This window comes from Streptomyces chrestomyceticus JCM 4735, from assembly GCF_003865135.1.
Classification (GTDB): Bacteria; Actinomycetota; Actinomycetes; order Streptomycetales; family Streptomycetaceae; genus Streptomyces; species Streptomyces chrestomyceticus.
Genome location: NZ_BHZC01000001.1, coordinates 7,777,264 through 7,791,992 on the forward strand (window position 1 = coordinate 7,777,264; position 14,729 = coordinate 7,791,992).

Annotated in this window: 14 protein-coding genes; all 14 read left to right on the forward strand. The window is 72.6% G+C overall.

Annotation, left to right across the window (positions count from 1 at the left end; all coding sequences use genetic code 11):
• Positions 1-136 precede the first annotated feature (136 nt).
• The 14 genes from EJG53_RS34125 (at position 137) to nusB (ending at position 14,697) form a co-directional block, all read left to right on the forward strand.
• Positions 137-571 (forward strand): DUF948 domain-containing protein, encoded by a 435-nt coding sequence (locus EJG53_RS34125; RefSeq protein WP_174856498.1) that lies wholly within the window; start codon positions 137-139, stop codon positions 569-571.
• An 8-nt stretch (positions 572-579) separates the two neighbouring features.
• Positions 580-948: a DUF6167 family protein gene (locus EJG53_RS34130; protein ID WP_125048138.1), complete on the forward strand. Its 369-nt coding sequence runs from the start codon at positions 580-582 to the stop codon at positions 946-948.
• Positions 948-3,617: an alanine--tRNA ligase gene (alaS, locus tag EJG53_RS34135; protein ID WP_125048139.1), complete on the forward strand. Its 2,670-nt coding sequence runs from the start codon at positions 948-950 to the stop codon at positions 3,615-3,617. Before EJG53_RS34130 ends, alaS begins: the two co-directional genes overlap by 1 nt.
• A gap of 13 nt (positions 3,618-3,630) precedes the next feature.
• The gene (ruvX, locus tag EJG53_RS34140; RefSeq protein WP_030023480.1) at positions 3,631-4,095 is read left to right on the forward strand and encodes a Holliday junction resolvase RuvX; all 465 of its coding nucleotides are present in this window, start codon (positions 3,631-3,633) and stop codon (positions 4,093-4,095) included.
• A gap of 125 nt (positions 4,096-4,220) precedes the next feature.
• The gene (gene mltG, locus EJG53_RS34150) at positions 4,221-6,146 is read left to right on the forward strand and encodes an endolytic transglycosylase MltG (protein ID WP_125048140.1); all 1,926 of its coding nucleotides are present in this window, start codon (positions 4,221-4,223) and stop codon (positions 6,144-6,146) included.
• A 118-nt stretch (positions 6,147-6,264) separates the two neighbouring features.
• Entirely contained in the window at positions 6,265-7,104 is an 840-nt protein-coding gene (locus EJG53_RS34155) for a shikimate dehydrogenase (protein WP_125048141.1), read from the forward strand.
• A 126-nt stretch (positions 7,105-7,230) separates the two neighbouring features.
• The gene (aroC, locus tag EJG53_RS34160; RefSeq protein ID WP_125048142.1) at positions 7,231-8,415 is read left to right on the forward strand and encodes a chorismate synthase; all 1,185 of its coding nucleotides are present in this window, start codon (positions 7,231-7,233) and stop codon (positions 8,413-8,415) included.
• On the forward strand, positions 8,412-8,993 hold the full coding sequence (locus tag EJG53_RS34165) for a shikimate kinase (protein ID WP_125048143.1): 582 nt from the start codon (positions 8,412-8,414) through the stop codon (positions 8,991-8,993). Before aroC ends, EJG53_RS34165 begins: the two co-directional genes overlap by 4 nt.
• Positions 8,990-10,081, forward strand: coding sequence for a 3-dehydroquinate synthase (gene aroB, locus EJG53_RS34170; RefSeq protein ID WP_030999404.1), 1,092 nt, complete (start codon positions 8,990-8,992; stop codon positions 10,079-10,081). Before EJG53_RS34165 ends, aroB begins: the two co-directional genes overlap by 4 nt.
• Positions 10,078-10,515, forward strand: a complete 438-nt coding sequence (aroQ, locus tag EJG53_RS34175; RefSeq protein ID WP_125048144.1) for a type II 3-dehydroquinate dehydratase — start codon at positions 10,078-10,080, stop codon at positions 10,513-10,515. The genes aroB and aroQ overlap by 4 nt, the downstream gene beginning before the upstream one ends.
• 252 nt (positions 10,516-10,767) lie before the next feature.
• Positions 10,768-11,619, forward strand: coding sequence for an AAA family ATPase (locus tag EJG53_RS34180; RefSeq protein ID WP_125048145.1), 852 nt, complete (start codon positions 10,768-10,770; stop codon positions 11,617-11,619).
• A 900-nt stretch (positions 11,620-12,519) separates the two neighbouring features.
• Positions 12,520-13,626, forward strand: a complete 1,107-nt coding sequence (locus tag EJG53_RS34185) for an aminopeptidase P family protein (RefSeq protein WP_125048146.1) — start codon at positions 12,520-12,522, stop codon at positions 13,624-13,626.
• A 67-nt stretch (positions 13,627-13,693) separates the two neighbouring features.
• Complete coding sequence (gene efp / locus EJG53_RS34190; protein ID WP_030999396.1) at positions 13,694-14,260, forward strand: elongation factor P; 567 nt, start codon at positions 13,694-13,696, stop codon at positions 14,258-14,260.
• A 2-nt stretch (positions 14,261-14,262) separates the two neighbouring features.
• Complete coding sequence (nusB, locus tag EJG53_RS34195; protein WP_030999394.1) at positions 14,263-14,697, forward strand: transcription antitermination factor NusB; 435 nt, start codon at positions 14,263-14,265, stop codon at positions 14,695-14,697.
• Positions 14,698-14,729 lie beyond the last annotated feature (32 nt).

The window sequence follows — 14,729 nt, forward strand, 5'->3', positions numbered from 1 at the left end:
CGTACAATCGCCCGTCGGCGGGGCCCGCGCCGCACGGGGAACGCGGTACGGGCCGGCGGCCGCGGCGCGATAGGCTCGGGCTCTGCCGTTCGAGCGGGACGAAACCAGAACAAGTCAGTCGGAGAGTGGTGCCAACGTGTCCGGTGGAGAGGTGGCCGGGATCCTCGTGGCCGTCTTCTGGGCGATCCTCGTGTCCTTCCTGGCCCTGGCGCTGGTGAGGCTCGCGCAGACGCTCAAGGCGACGACCAAGATGGTCGCCGAGGTGTCCGAACAGGCCGTACCGCTGCTGGCCGACGCGTCCGCGACCGTCCGCTCCGCGCACACCCAGCTCGCCCGCGTCGACGCGATCGCCTCCGACGTCCAGGAGGTCACCGCCAACGCCTCCGCGCTCTCCTCGACCGTCTCCTCCGCGTTCGGCGGACCGCTGGTCAAGGTCGCGGCGTTCGGCTACGGCGTGCGCCGCGCGATCGGCAAGAAGGGCGCGCCGCCCGAGCCGAAGCGCACCGTCGTCGGCCGTACCCTGCCCGCAGCCCGCCGAGGCGGGCGCCGCAACCGTCGCTCCAAGGACTGATCGCCGCGATGTTCCGCCGCGCATTCTGGTTCACCACCGGCGCCGCCGCCGGAGTCTGGGCCACCACCAAGGTCAACCGCAAGCTGCGCAAGCTCCAGCCCGACAGCCTCGCGGCCCAGGCCGCCGACAAGGCCGTCGAGACCGGACAGCGGCTGCGCCAATTCGCGTCGGACGTCCGGACGGGAATGGCGGACCGTGAAGGGCAGCTCCAGGAAGCGCTGGGCCTGACGGACCAGGGCGACGCCCGCGAGCTGCCGCCGGCGCGCTCCCGCGGCGCACTCGAAACGACGCAGTACCGCATCACACAGCACCAGCTCACGCAGCACCGAACAAGAACACCCGGCCCGACCGGACCGACCGGAAATGAGGACCACTGATGGAGTCGGCTGAAATCCGCCGCCGCTGGCTGCGCTTCTTCGAGGAGCGCGGGCACACCGTAGTGCCGTCGGCGTCGCTCATCGCGGACGACCCGACCCTGCTGCTGGTCCCCGCGGGCATGGTGCCCTTCAAGCCGTACTTCCTCGGCGAGGTCAAGCCGCCCTTCGACCGCGCCACCAGCGTCCAGAAGTGCGTGCGTACGCCGGACATCGAAGAGGTCGGCAAGACCACCCGGCACGGCACGTTCTTCCAGATGTGCGGCAACTTCTCCTTCGGCGACTACTTCAAGGAAGGCGCCATCAAGTACGCCTGGGAGCTGCTGACCAGCTCGCAGGCGGACGGCGGCTACGGCCTGGACCCGGAGCGCCTGTGGGTCACGGTCTACCTGGACGACGACGAGGCCGAGCGCATCTGGCACGAGGTCGTCGGCGTGCCCAAGGAGCGCATCCAGCGCCTGGGCAAGTCGGAGAACTACTGGTCCATGGGCGTCCCGGGCCCGTGCGGCCCCTGCTCCGAGATCAACTACGACCGCGGCCCCGAGTTCGGCGTCGAGGGCGGCCCGGCCGTCAACGACGAGCGGTACGTGGAGATCTGGAACCTGGTCTTCATGCAGTACGAGCGCGGCGAGGGCACCGGCAAGGAGGACTTCGAGATCCTCGGTGAACTGCCGAGCAAGAACATCGACACCGGCCTCGGCCTGGAACGCCTGGCGATGATCCTCCAGGGCGTCCACAACATGTACGAGACCGACACCCTGCGGGTCGTCATCGACAAGGCCGGCGAGCTGACCGGTGTGCGCTACGGCGCCGGCGCGGACACCGACGTGTCGCTGCGCGTGGTCGCCGACCACATGCGTACGTCCACCATGCTCATCGGCGACGGCGTCACCCCCGGCAACGAGGGCCGCGGCTACGTGCTGCGCCGCATCATGCGCCGCGCCATCCGCAACATGCGCCTGCTCGGCGCCACCGGCCCGGTCGTCGCCGACCTGCTGGACGTCGTCATCAAGACGATGGGCCAGCAGTACCCGGAGCTGCTGGAGGACCGCAAGCGCATCGAGACGGTCGCCCTCGCCGAGGAGGCCGCCTTCCTCAAGACGCTCAAGGCCGGCACCGCCATCCTGGACACCGCCGTCTCCGAGACCAAGGCCGGCGGCGGCACGGTGCTCTCCGGCGACAAGGCGTTCCTGCTCCACGACACCTGGGGCTTCCCCATCGACCTCACCCTCGAAATGGCCGCCGAACAGGGCCTTTCGGTGGACGAGAACGGCTTCCGCCGGCTGATGAAGGAGCAGCGGGAGCGCGCCAAGGCCGACGCCCAGGCCAAGAAGCACGGCCACGCCGACCTGTCCGCCTACCGCGAGGTCGCCGACCGCGCCGGCGCCACCGTCTTCACCGGCTACGCGCACACCGAGGGCGAGTCCACCGTCGTGGGCCTGCTGGCCAACGGCACCGCCGCCCCCGCCGCCCACGAGGGCGACGAGGTCGAGATCGTCCTGGACCGGACCCCCTTCTACGCCGAGGGCGGCGGCCAGCTCGCCGACACCGGCCGCATCCGGCTGGAGTCGGGCGCCGTCGTCGAGGTCCGCGACGTGCAGCGGCCGGTCCCCGGCGTCACGGTCCACAAGGGCGTCGTCCAGGTCGGCGAGGTCGTGGTCGGCTCGGCCGCGTACGCCACCATCGACGTCAAGCGCCGCCGGGCCATCGCCCGCGCCCACAGCGCCACCCACCTCACCCACCAGGCGCTGCGCGACGCGCTCGGCCCGACCGCCGCCCAGGCCGGTTCGGAGAACTCCCCGGGCCGCTTCCGCTTCGACTTCGGCTCGCCGACCGCCGTGCCCGGCACGGTCCTGACCGACGTCGAGCAGCGGATCAACGAGGTGCTCTCCCGCGAGCTGGACGTCCAGGCCGAGGTCATGAGCATGGAGGACGCCAAGAAGCAGGGCGCCATCGCCGAGTTCGGCGAGAAGTACGGCGACCAGGTGCGCGTGGTGACCATCGGTGACTTCTCCAAGGAGCTGTGCGGCGGCACGCACGTCGCCAACACCGCCCAGCTCGGCCTGGTCAAGCTGCTCGGCGAGTCCTCCATCGGGTCCGGCGTGCGCCGTGTGGAGGCCCTGGTCGGCGCCGACGCGTACCACTTCCTGGCCCGTGAGCACACCGTCGTCTCGCAACTGACCGAGCTGGTCAAGGGCCGTCCCGAGGAGCTGCCCGAGAAGGTCTCCGGGATGCTGGCCAAGCTGCGCGAGGCCGAGAAGGAGATCGAGCGCTACCGCGCGGAGAAGGTCCTCCAGGCCGCCGCCGGGCTGGCCCAGGGCGCCAAGGACGTACGGGGCGTCGCGCTGGCCGCCGCGCAGGTCGCCGAGGGCACCTCCGCCGACGACCTGCGCAAGCTGGTGCTGGACGTGCGCGGCCGCATCCCGGGCGACCGCCCGGCCGTGGTCGCCCTGTTCACCGTGGCCAACGGCCGCCCGCTGACCGTCATCGCCACCAACGAGGCCGCCCGCGAGCGCGGCATCAAGGCCGGTGACCTGGTCCGTACGGCTGCCAAGACGCTCGGCGGCGGTGGCGGCGGCAAGCCGGACGTCGCCCAGGGCGGCGGCCAGAACGCCGCCGCGGTGCCCGAGGCGATCGAGGCCGTCGAGCGTCTCGTGGCCGAGGCGGCCTGAGCGCGTGAGTGGGATGCGGCGCGGCAGGCGCCTCGCCATCGACGTCGGTGACGCCCGGATCGGGGTCGCCTCGTGCGACCCCGACGGGGTCCTCGCGACCCCCGTGGAGACGGTGCCGGGCCGGGACGTCCCGGCGGCGCACCGGCGGCTCAAGGCCATCGTCGAGGAGTACGAGCCCATCGAGGTCGTCGTCGGCCTGCCCCGCTCCCTGAACGGGGGAGAGGGGCCGGCCGCGGCCAAGGTGCGGGCCTTCGCGCAGGAGATGGCGCGCGGGATCGCTCCGGTGGCGGTACGTCTCGTGGATGAGCGCATGACAACGGTCACAGCCACGCAAGGGTTGCGGGCGTCGGGGGTGCGGAGCAAAAAGGGACGTTCGGTGGTGGATCAGGCCGCTGCCGTGGTGATTCTGCAGAGCGCACTGGAGACCGAACGGGTGTCTGGACAGCCACCCGGAGAGAGCGTCGAAGTGGTCATCTGATCGCGGTACGGTAACGTTCCGCGCGACGTAGCGGCGGATCGAACAACCGCACGTGCAGAAAGAGGCGGTCGGTACCGCAGGCGCTGCCACCCAGGAGCGCACCGCCTCGCGGCTCTAGGGGATCGATGACTGAGTATGGCCGGGGCTACGGCTCCGAACCGTGGCATCCCGACGACCCTCTCTACGGAGACCAGGGTCGTTACGGGGGCCAGCCGCGACAACCTCAGCAAGGTCCCTACGGGGAGCAGTACGACGGCCCGCAGCAGCAGAACGCTTACGGCGGTCAGCAGCAGGGCGGGCAGCAGCATGGCGGCCATGGCGGTCAGCAGCACGGTGGTCACGGCGGTCAGCAGCATGACGGCCATGGCGGTCAGCAGCAGCCCTACGGGCAGCAGCCGCAGGGCCGGCAGTGGGACGAGCTGTCCGGCCCGTACCCTCCGGCCCAGCAGCAGTACGGCGGCGGCTGGGACGCCTCCCAGGGCGGCGCCCCGTACGACCCGTACGGGCAACACCCGCCGGTCGACCCGTACAGCGGCCAGAGCCCCGACTACTACGGGACGCAGGACGCCTACCCGCCGCCGCAGCCCCAGCACCTCCGGCAGCAGCAGGCAGGGCAGCCGGGGCCGCACGGCCAGGCCGGACAGTCGGGGCCCCAGGGGCAGCCCGGTCCGCACGAGCAGTCCGGGCCGCACGGCCAGTCCGTTCCGCAGGGACCGCACGGTCCGCAGGGACAGGGCGAGCAGGGAGACCAGATCGCCCAGACCGCCCAGTTCGAGGCGGTACGGCCGGAGCACTTGAACCAGCCGCCGCACCCGTCCCCGCCCGGCGACGACTTCCGGGCCGCTCCCGGTCCCGAGCAGGACGAGCAGGTACGCGACCCGGCGCACTCCTTCTTCAAGGACGACCGGGACGGCGACGACGGCTACGACGACGACACCGACCCGCGCGAGGAACGCCGCGCCGGCCGCGAGCGCCGCGGCCGCAAGAGCAAACAGCGCAGCCGGATGGCCTGCCTGATCGTCGCCGGTGTCTTCGTCGTCGGCGGTGGCGGTGTCGCCTACTTCGGCTACGACTTCTGGCAGAGCCACTTCGGCTCGGCCCCCGACTTCGAGGGCGAGGGCAGCGGGGACGTCCAGGTCCAGATCCCGTCCGGCGCCTCCCTCCTGAAGATGGGCCTGATCCTCAAGGAGGCGGGCGTCGTCAAGAGCGCGGACGCCTTCACGGAGGCGGCGAGCGACAAGCAGCTCCAGGCCGGCGCCTACTCACTGCGCAAGCAGATGTCCGCGGCGTCCGCGGTCCAGCTCATGCTCGACCCCAAGAGCCGCAACGGCCTGACCGTGCGCGAGGGCCTGCGCAACGGTGCCGTCTACGACCTGATCGACAAGAAGCTGCACCTGACGTCCGGTACGACCAAGGACGTCGCCGCCGCGCAGCTCAAGAACCTCGGGCTGCCCTCCTGGGCGAACAGCAACCCGAAGATCAAGGACCCGCTGGAAGGGTTCCTCTACCCGTCCACCTACAGCGTCAGCGGCAAGGCGAAGCCCGAGGACGTCCTCAAGGAGATGGTGGCGCGGGCCAACCGGGAGTACGCCAAGTACGACCTGGAGGAGAACGCCAGGAAGCTGGAGCTGAAGTCGCCGCTGGACCTGATCACGGTCGCCAGCCTCACCCAGGCCGAGGGCATCACCCACGACGACTTCCGCAAGATGGCCGCGGTCGTCTACAACCGGCTGGCGCCGAGCAACACGATCACCAACCAGAAGCTCGAATTCGACTCCACGTACAACTACCTGAAGAACCAGAGCAAGATCGACATCAGTACGCGCGAGATCCGCAACTACGACGACCCGTACAACACGTACTTCTACAAGGGCCTGCCGCCCGGCCCGATCGGCAACCCCGGCGAGGACGCGCTGAAGGCGTCGATCGACCCGGACCAGAGCGCCAAGTGGCTGTTCTTCATCTCGATCGACGGCAAGAAGACGGACTTCACGACCAACCTCAAGGACCACGAGAAGCTGGTCGCGGAGTTCAACAAGCGCAAGCGGTAGGGGACACGGACCGGTGGCCGGCCCGTCCGCTGCCCGACGGCGGCGGTCGGGTCCGGGGCCGCCTCGGCCCCCGCGCGCGGTTCGTCTATCGTTTCGCGGGTCCGAGCTGAGGAGCACCATGTCCAGTGAAGTCCAGGGCCGTCACCGTGCGGCGGTCCTCGGGTCGCCGATCGCCCACTCCCTCTCCCCGGTCCTGCACCGGGCCGCCTACACCGAACTGGGCCTGACCGGCTGGGAGTACGGCCGGCACGAGATCGACGAGGCCGCGCTGCCGGGCTTCATGGCCGGGCTGGACGGCGGCTGGGCGGGTCTCTCCCTGACCATGCCGCTCAAGCGCGCGGTGATCCCGCTGCTGGACGGGATCAGCGACACCGCCGCCTCCGTGGAGGCCGTGAACACCGTCGTCTTCACCGAGGACGGGCGGCGCATGGGCGACAACACCGACATCCCGGGCATGCTGGCCGCCCTGCGTGAGCGCGGTGTCCAGCAGGTCGAACGGGCCGCCGTCCTGGGCGCCGGCGCCACCGCCTCCTCCGCGCTCGCGGCCCTGTCCCGTATCTGCGCTGGCGAGGTGACCGCCTACGTACGCAGCGAGGCGCGCGCCGCGGAGATGCGCGGCTGGGGCGAGCGGCTGGGCGTCGACGTCCGTACGGCCGACTGGTCGCAGGCCGCCGCGGCCTTCGAGGCGCCGCTGGTGATCGCCACGACCCCGGCCGGGACCACCGACGCGCTGGCCGCCTCGGTACCCGAACAGCCCGGCACCCTCTTCGACGTCCTGTACGAGCCCTGGCCGACCACCCTCGCCACCGCGTGGGGCGCGCGCGGCGGGGCGGTCGTGGGCGGCCTGGACCTCCTCGTCCACCAGGCCGTACTGCAGGTGGAGCAGATGACGGGGCGGTCCCCGGCGCCCCTGGAGGCGATGCGCGCGGCGGGGGAGGCGGCGCTCGCGGGGCGGTGACCCGTCCGGCCCGTCCGGCCCGTCCGGCCGGTGGTCCGGTTCCTGGACGGGCAGCGGTGCACCGGCGCGGACGTGGGAGGATCAGGGGAAGACTGTTCGCGCAGTAGCAGGACATGAGGAGCATCGTTGAGCAGGTTGCGCTGGCTGACGGCGGGGGAGTCGCACGGCCCCGCACTCGTGGCGACGCTGGAGGGCCTCCCGGCCGGCGTCCCGATCACCACGGACATGGTGGCGGACGCCCTGGCCCGTCGCCGGCTCGGCTATGGCCGCGGTGCCCGCATGAAGTTCGAGCGCGACGAGGTCACCTTCCTGGGCGGTGTCCGGCACGGGCGCACCCTCGGCTCGCCCGTCGCGATCATGGTCGGGAACACCGAGTGGCCCAAGTGGGAGAAGGTCATGGCGGCCGACCCGGTCGACGAGGCGGAGCTGGCCGAACTGGCCCGTAACGCCCCGCTGACCCGGCCCCGCCCCGGCCACGCCGACCTGGCCGGCATGCAGAAGTACGGTTTCGACGAGGCCCGCCCGATCCTGGAGCGCGCCTCCGCCCGCGAGACCGCGGCCCGCGTCGCGCTCGGCACGGTCGCCCGCTCCTTCCTCAAGGAGACGGCCGGCATCGAGATCGTCTCGCACGTGGTCGAGCTGGCCGCTGCCAAGGCCCCCTACGGCGTGGTCCCCAAGCCCTCGGACGTGGAGCGGCTGGACGCCGACCCGGTGCGCTGCCTCGACCCCGAGGCGAGCGCGGCGATGGTCGCCGAGATCGACCAGGCCCACAAGGACGGTGACACCCTCGGCGGCGTCGTCGAGGTGCTGGCGTACGGCGTGCCCGTGGGCCTCGGCTCGCACGTCCACTGGGACCGGCGGCTGGACGCGCGGCTGGCCGCTGCCCTCATGGGTATCCAGGCCATTAAGGGCGTCGAGGTCGGCGACGGCTTCGACCTGGCCCGGGTCCCCGGCTCCAAGGCGCACGACGAGATCGTCTCCACCGACGAGGGGATCCGCCGCACCACCGGCCGCTCCGGCGGCACCGAGGGCGGCCTGTCCACCGGTGAGCTGCTGCGCGTACGGGCCGCGATGAAGCCCATCGCGACCGTCCCGCGCGCCCTGGCCACCGTCGACGTCGCCACCGGCGAGGCCACGCAGGCGCACCACCAGCGCTCCGACGTGTGCGCGGTCCCCGCGGCCGGCATCGTCGCCGAGGCGATGGTCGCGCTGGTGCTGGCGGACGCGGTGGCGGAGAAGTTCGGCGGCGACAGCGTGCCGGAGACCCGCCGCAACGTGCGGTCCTTCCTCGACGGCCTGGCGATCAAGTGACGCCGCCGCTCGTGGTGCTGGTGGGCCCCCCGGGCGCGGGGAAGTCCACCGTGGGGGCCCTGCTGGCCGAGCGGCTCGGCGCCGGGTACCGCGACACCGACGCGGACATCGAGGCGGGCGCGGGCAAGCCCATCCCGGAGATCTTCATCGACCACGGCGAGCCGCACTTCCGTGAACTGGAGCGGCAGGCCGTACGGGCCGCGGTCGAGAGCCACCCCGGAGTGCTCTCGCTCGGCGGCGGCGCGATCATGGACGGGGGCACCCGCGCCCTGCTGGCCGGCCTGCCGGTCGTCTTCCTGGACGTCCAACTGGCCGACGCCGTACGGCGCGTAGGGCTGGACGCGCCGCGCCCGCTGCTCGCCGTCAACCCGCGGCAGCGGTGGCGCGAGCTGATGGAGGCGCGCCGCCCGCTGTACACGGAGGTCGCGCGCGCCGTGGTCGCCACGGACAGCCGGACTCCCGAAGAGGTCGCCGCGGCCGTACTGGACGCATTGCAGCTACACACATCACCGGAGGCCGGGACCCCGGCGGCGGACGCCGCGGCCCCCGGCACACCCGGGAGGAAGGAACACCCGTGACGGAGCAGGCCACCCGCATCCAGGTCGGCGGCACCGCGGGCACCGACCCGTACGAGGTCCTGGTCGGCCGGCAGTTGCTGGGCGAGCTGGCGGGCCTGATCGGCAAGAAGGCCCAGCGCGTCGCCGTGCTGCACCCGGAGGCGCTGGCCGCCACCGGCGAGGCACTGCGCGAGGATCTGGCCGGCCAGGGCTACGAGGCCATTGCCGTCCAACTGCCCAACGCCGAGGAGGCCAAGACCGCCGAGGTCGCCGCGTACTGCTGGAAGGCGCTCGGCCAGACCGGCTTCACCCGCACCGACGTGATCGTGGGCGTCGGCGGCGGCGCCACCACCGACGTCGCGGGCTTCGTGGCCGCGACGTGGCTGCGCGGGGTGCGCTGGATCGCCGTACCGACCACCGTGCTCGGCATGGTGGACGCCGCGGTCGGCGGCAAGACCGGCATCAACACCGCCGAGGGCAAGAACCTGGTCGGCGCCTTCCACCCGCCGGCCGGTGTGCTGTGCGACCTGGCCGCGCTGGACTCCCTCCCGGTCCACGACTATGTGTCCGGGCTCGCCGAGGTCATCAAGGCCGGCTTCATCGCCGACCCGGCGATCCTGGAGCTGATCGAGTCCGACCCCGAGGGCGCCAAGCGCCCCGACGGGCCGCACACCGCCGAGCTGATAGAGCGCGCAATCCGGGTCAAGGCCGAGGTCGTCTCCGCGGACCTCAAGGAGTCCGGCCTGCGCGAGATCCTCAACTACGGGCACACCCTGGCGCACGCCATCGAGAAGAACGAGCGCTACAACTGGCGGCACGGCGCCGCCGTCTCCGTCGGCATGGTCTTCGCCGCCGAGCTGGGCCGGATCGCCGGCCGGCTGGACGACGCGACCGCCGACCGGCACCGCGCCGTACTGGGCGCGGTCGGCCTGCCGCTGACCTACCGCGGCGACCAGTGGCCCAAGCTGCTGGAGACGATGAAGGTCGACAAGAAGACGCGCGGCGACCGGCTGCGCTTCATCGTCCTGGACGGCCTGGCCAAGCCCACCGTCCTGGAGGGCCCCGACCCGGCCATGCTGCTCGCCGCGCACGCGGAGATCGCCGCGTGAGGCGCGTGCTGGTCCTCAACGGGCCCAACCTCGGCCGGCTGGGCTCCCGCGAGCCCGACGTCTACGGATCCACGTCCTACGCCGGACTGGTCGAACGCTGCACCGCGCTCGGCAAGGAGCTGGGGTTCGAGGCGGAGGTCCGGGAGACCAACGACGAGGGCGAGCTGATCCGCTGGCTGCACGAGGCGGCGGACGGATCGATCCCGGTGGTCATCAACCCCGGCGCGTTCACGCACTACTCGTACGCCATGCGGGACGCCGCCGCCCAGCGCACCGCCCCCCTCGTCGAGGTGCACATCTCCAACCCGTACGCCCGCGAGGAGTTCCGCCACAACTCGGTGATCGCGGCGGTGGCCAGCGGTACGATCGCGGGCTTCGGCATCGGCTCCTACGAACTCGCGCTGCGCGCCCTGGCCGCCGAACTCACCGCCTGAGCCCGGTCAGCGCCACCCCCCGGCCGTCGCAGAGCCGACGGCCGGGGGACACCGGCTGCCCCTGCCGGGGGAGGACTGCGGCCATGTTCTGCGGGTACCGTTCGCCGGACAACCACCTCGGCCCACCCGGGCCGGACGCCCGGCGCGCCGGACACGAGCACCGTACGGACGGAACTCCCGCCCGTACCGCAAGCACCGCGCATGCCCCGGGCGGCCACGAGCATTCGACCGCACGAGACGGAGAGCCACCGGATGCAGCACGCAGGGGGGACTCCGCTGCCACCGCCTCACGGGCCGGTGCCGGGCCACGGGGCCGCGATGACCCCGCATCCCGGTGCCGGCCACCCGATACCGCCGCACCAGCATCAGCACCAGCCGCAGGCCGCGCCGCCCGCGCCCGGCTGGCCCCCGCCGCCCGCCGCCCCGCCGCACGGCGCACCGACCGCGCCGCCGCCCGCCGAGGCCACCGGGCACATCCAGCTCCCGCCCGGCGCCCCCGTGGCGCTGCCCAGCCCGCCCGCCGGCGCCGCCGCGCCGGACGCCGCGCACGCCGCCGTGGCCGTGCTGCTCATCGGCCCGGCCGGCGCCGGCAAGACCAGCGTCGCCCGGCACTGGGCCGACACCCGCCGGGTGCCCACCGCGCACATCAGCCTCGACGACGTCCGCGAATGGGTACGGTCCGGCTTCGCCGACCCCCAGTCCGGCTGGAACGACCACTCCGAGGCGCAGTACCGCCTGGCCCGCCGCACCTGCGGCTTCGCGGCCCGCAACTTCCTCGCCAACGGCATCTCCTGCATCCTCGACGACGCCGTCTTCCCGGACCGCCCGGTCATCGGCCTCGGCGGCTGGAAGCGCCACGTGGGCCCCGGTCTGCTGCCGATCGTGCTGCTGCCGGGCCTGGAGATCGTCCTGGAGCGCAACGCCCGCCGCACGGGCAACCGGCGCCTCTCCGACGAGGAGGTCGCCCGCATCCACGGCCGGATGGCGGGCTGGTACGGCTCCGGCCTGCCCATCATCGACAACTCCGCACACGACGTCCCCACCACGGCCCGCCTCCTGGACGACGTGGTCGCCCGCAGCATCGCGAGCCCGCCGAGTTGGTAGGGGCGGGGCGGGGTTTCGTACGCACGGAACTCCGGGCTCATACGGAACTCCGGGCTCATGCAGCCCCGGATGCACGACAGGCGCCGGGCGCACGAAGCCCCGGGGCAACGAACGGCGCCGGTTTCCCGCGGCTCCCGGGGGTTCCCGCCGCCCCCTCCGGGTATTCCCCCGCCGGGGGGATGATCGCGTTCGATTTGCTCCGTAGGGCCGCCGGGCCGGGTCCGCCGGGTCGGCGCCGCTCCGCCCGCTGCCCTCGCCTGGCCAGCTCTGCCCGCCCGGTGAGACCGGTGGGACCCGCCCGGGTCGGGTACCTGCCCGCCTGACCCCGCCCGAGCGTCAGGTTCCGCCTGGCCCCCTCGGGGTATCCCCCTGCCGGGGGGATGATCGCGTTCGAGTTGCCCCGTAGGGCCGCCGGGCCGGATCCGCCGGGCCGGACCCGCAGGTCCGGCGCCGCTCGGCCCGCCCTGCCCGCCCGGCGACACCGGCCGCATCCGCCCGGGGTGGGTACGTGCCTGCCCGACATCGCCCGAGTGCCTGACCCCGCCCGAGCGCCTGGTTCTACCTGGGCGCCCGATTCCGCGTAGATGCCCGGCCCCGAGCGCCTGGCCTGTCCGTCTCTCCTGTCCACCCGATTCCGCCCGGCCACCCGGCCCGCGCGCTCGATCGGTCCTCGGGCGCCCATCGGGCGAACCCGTCCCGGCCACGCCCGCGCGCCCGGCGCCGTCCACCCGCCCGCCGGCCCCGTCGGTCGTACGCCCTGCCCAACCCGCCGTGCCTACCCGGCCAAGCTCGCCGCCCCCAGCCGAGCCCCCTCCCACGTGCCCCCGGGCCGTCCCCCCCAATCCCCCGCCCGGACCCGCCCGACCGGCCGGGCCGGAGTGGGGACCGTACGCTCGGTGCATGTCCGAGCTCTACTCGGCCCGGCGTACGCGGCTGCGCGACCGCTGCGCCGCCGCCGGCAGCGCCGCGGCGCTGATCTCGCGTCCCGCCAATGTCCGCTACCTCGCCGGCTGCGCGCCACCCGGCGCGGCCCTGCTGCTCGGGCCCGACGACGACCTGCTGCTGACCGAGGGGCCGCTCAGCGGCGATCCCTCGGAGGGGCGGCCCGCCGAGGAGCTGCGGGTCTCCGAGCTGCCCACCCGGGACGGCGACCCGGTGGTGGCCGCCGCCGACCAGGCCGCGCGGGCCGGGGCGGGCACGCTGGCCGTCGAGGAGCATCACCTCACGGTCGCCCGGCACCGCGCGCTGGCCCAGGTGGCGCCCCGGCTGCGGCTCGCCGACCTCGCCCGCGCCGTCGAGGCGCAGCGGGTCGTCAAGGACGACGAGGAGATCTCCTGCCTGCGGATCGCCGCGGAGATCACCGACCAGGCCCTCGGGGAGTTGCTGGAGTCGATCCTGGTGGGCCGTACGGAACGGCACCTCGCCCTGGAACTGGAGCGCCGTCTGGTGGACCACGGCGCGGACGGCCCGGCCTTCGCCACCTCGGTCGGCGCGGGGCCGCATTCGGGGCGTCCCGGACATCTGCCGACCGACCGGCGGGTCGAGGAAGGTGACTTCCTGACCGTCAACCTGGGTGCGAACTACCGTGGTTACCGCTGCGAGATCGGCCGTACCTTCGTCATCGGCACCACGCCGGCGGACTGGCAGATCGAGCTGTACGACCTTGTTTTCGCAGCCCAGCGGGCCGGTCGGGAGACCCTGGCGCCGGGTGTGGAATGCCGCGAGGTGGACCGGGCGGCGCGTCAGGTGCTGGTCGGCGCGGGCCACGGCGAGCGCCTGGGGCCGGGTACCGGACACGGTGTGGGACTCGAAATCGACGAGGACCCTCGGCTGTCACCTGCGGCCATGGGTAAACTGGACGCTTGCGTGCCGGTCACCGTCGATCCGGGGGTTCACATCCCGGGCCGCGGCGGCGTCCGGATCGACGACACACTCGTCGTCCGCCCCGAGGCGGACGGCGGGCCCGAGCTACTCACGATCACGACCAAGGAGCTGCTCGCGCTCTGAGCCGGACCCGGTTCGACGCGCGGCTGCCCGGGGTCCCACCACCCGCAGTCCAGGAGATTCCGCAACCGTGGCTTCCACGAACGACCTCAAGAACGGCCTGGTGCTCAAGCTCGAAGGCGGCCAGCTCTGGTCCGTCGTCGAGTTCCAGCACGTCAAGCCCGGCAAGGGCCCCGCCTTCGTCCGCACCAAGCTCAAGAACGTGCTGTCCGGCAAGGTGGTGGACAAGACCTTCAACGCCGGTGTGAAGGTCGAGACGGCCAACGTCGACAAGCGTGGGATGCAGTTCTCGTACATGGACGGCGAGTACTTCGTCTTCATGGACATGGACACCTACGACCAGCTTCACATCGACCGCAAGACCGTCGGTGACGCCGCCAACTACCTGCTCGAAGGCTTCGAGGCCGTCGTCGCCCAGCACGACGGCTCGGTGCTCTACGTCGAGCTGCCGGCCGCGGTCGAGCTGACCATCCAGGAGACCGAGCCCGGCGTCCAGGGCGACCGCTCCACCGGCGGCACCAAGCCCGCCACGCTGGAGACCGGCTACCAGATCCAGGTGCCGCTCTTCATCACGACCGGTGAGAAGATCAAGGTCGACACCCGCTCCGGCGAGTACCTCGGCCGGGTGAACAGCTAACCGTGGCCGCCCGTAACAAGGCCCGTAAGCGCGCCTTCCAGATCCTCTTCGAGGCCGACCAGCGCGGTGCCGACGTGCAGTCCGTGCTGGCGGACTGGATGCGGCACGCCCGGACCGATCCGCGGCAGCCGCCGGTCAACGAGTACACCCTGCAACTGGTCGAGGGGTACGCGGAGCACGTCGAGCGCATCGACGAACTGCTCGACACCTACTCCGTCGGCTGGTCGCTGGACCGGATGCCGACGGTCGACCGCAATGTCCTGCGGCTCGGCGCGTACGAGCTGATCTGGGTGGACGAGACGCCGGACGCCGTGGCGATCGACGAGGCGGTGCAGTTGGCCAAGGAGTTCTCCACGGACGAATCCCCGGCCTTCGTCAACGGCCTGCTGGCCCGCCTGAAGGAACTGAAGCCCAGCCTGCGGCGCGAGGCGCGCTGAGGCGGCGGTGGATCCCGTGAAAGGGCCCGGAG

Excerpts from the sequence above, each read along its gene's own strand:
- EJG53_RS34130 (WP_125048138.1), top strand. The coding sequence starts at position 580 with ATGTTCCGCCGCGCATTCTGGTTCACCACCGGCGCCGCCGCCGGAGTC.
- alaS (WP_125048139.1), top strand. The coding sequence starts at position 948 with ATGGAGTCGGCTGAAATCCGCCGCCGCTGGCTGCGCTTCTTCGAGGAG.
- ruvX (WP_030023480.1), top strand. The coding sequence starts at position 3,631 with ATGCGGCGCGGCAGGCGCCTCGCCATCGACGTCGGTGACGCCCGGATC.
- mltG (WP_125048140.1), top strand. The coding sequence starts at position 4,221 with ATGACTGAGTATGGCCGGGGCTACGGCTCCGAACCGTGGCATCCCGAC.
- EJG53_RS34155 (WP_125048141.1), top strand. The coding sequence starts at position 6,265 with ATGTCCAGTGAAGTCCAGGGCCGTCACCGTGCGGCGGTCCTCGGGTCG.
- EJG53_RS34180 (WP_125048145.1), top strand. The coding sequence starts at position 10,768 with ATGCAGCACGCAGGGGGGACTCCGCTGCCACCGCCTCACGGGCCGGTG.
- EJG53_RS34185 (WP_125048146.1), top strand. The coding sequence starts at position 12,520 with ATGTCCGAGCTCTACTCGGCCCGGCGTACGCGGCTGCGCGACCGCTGC.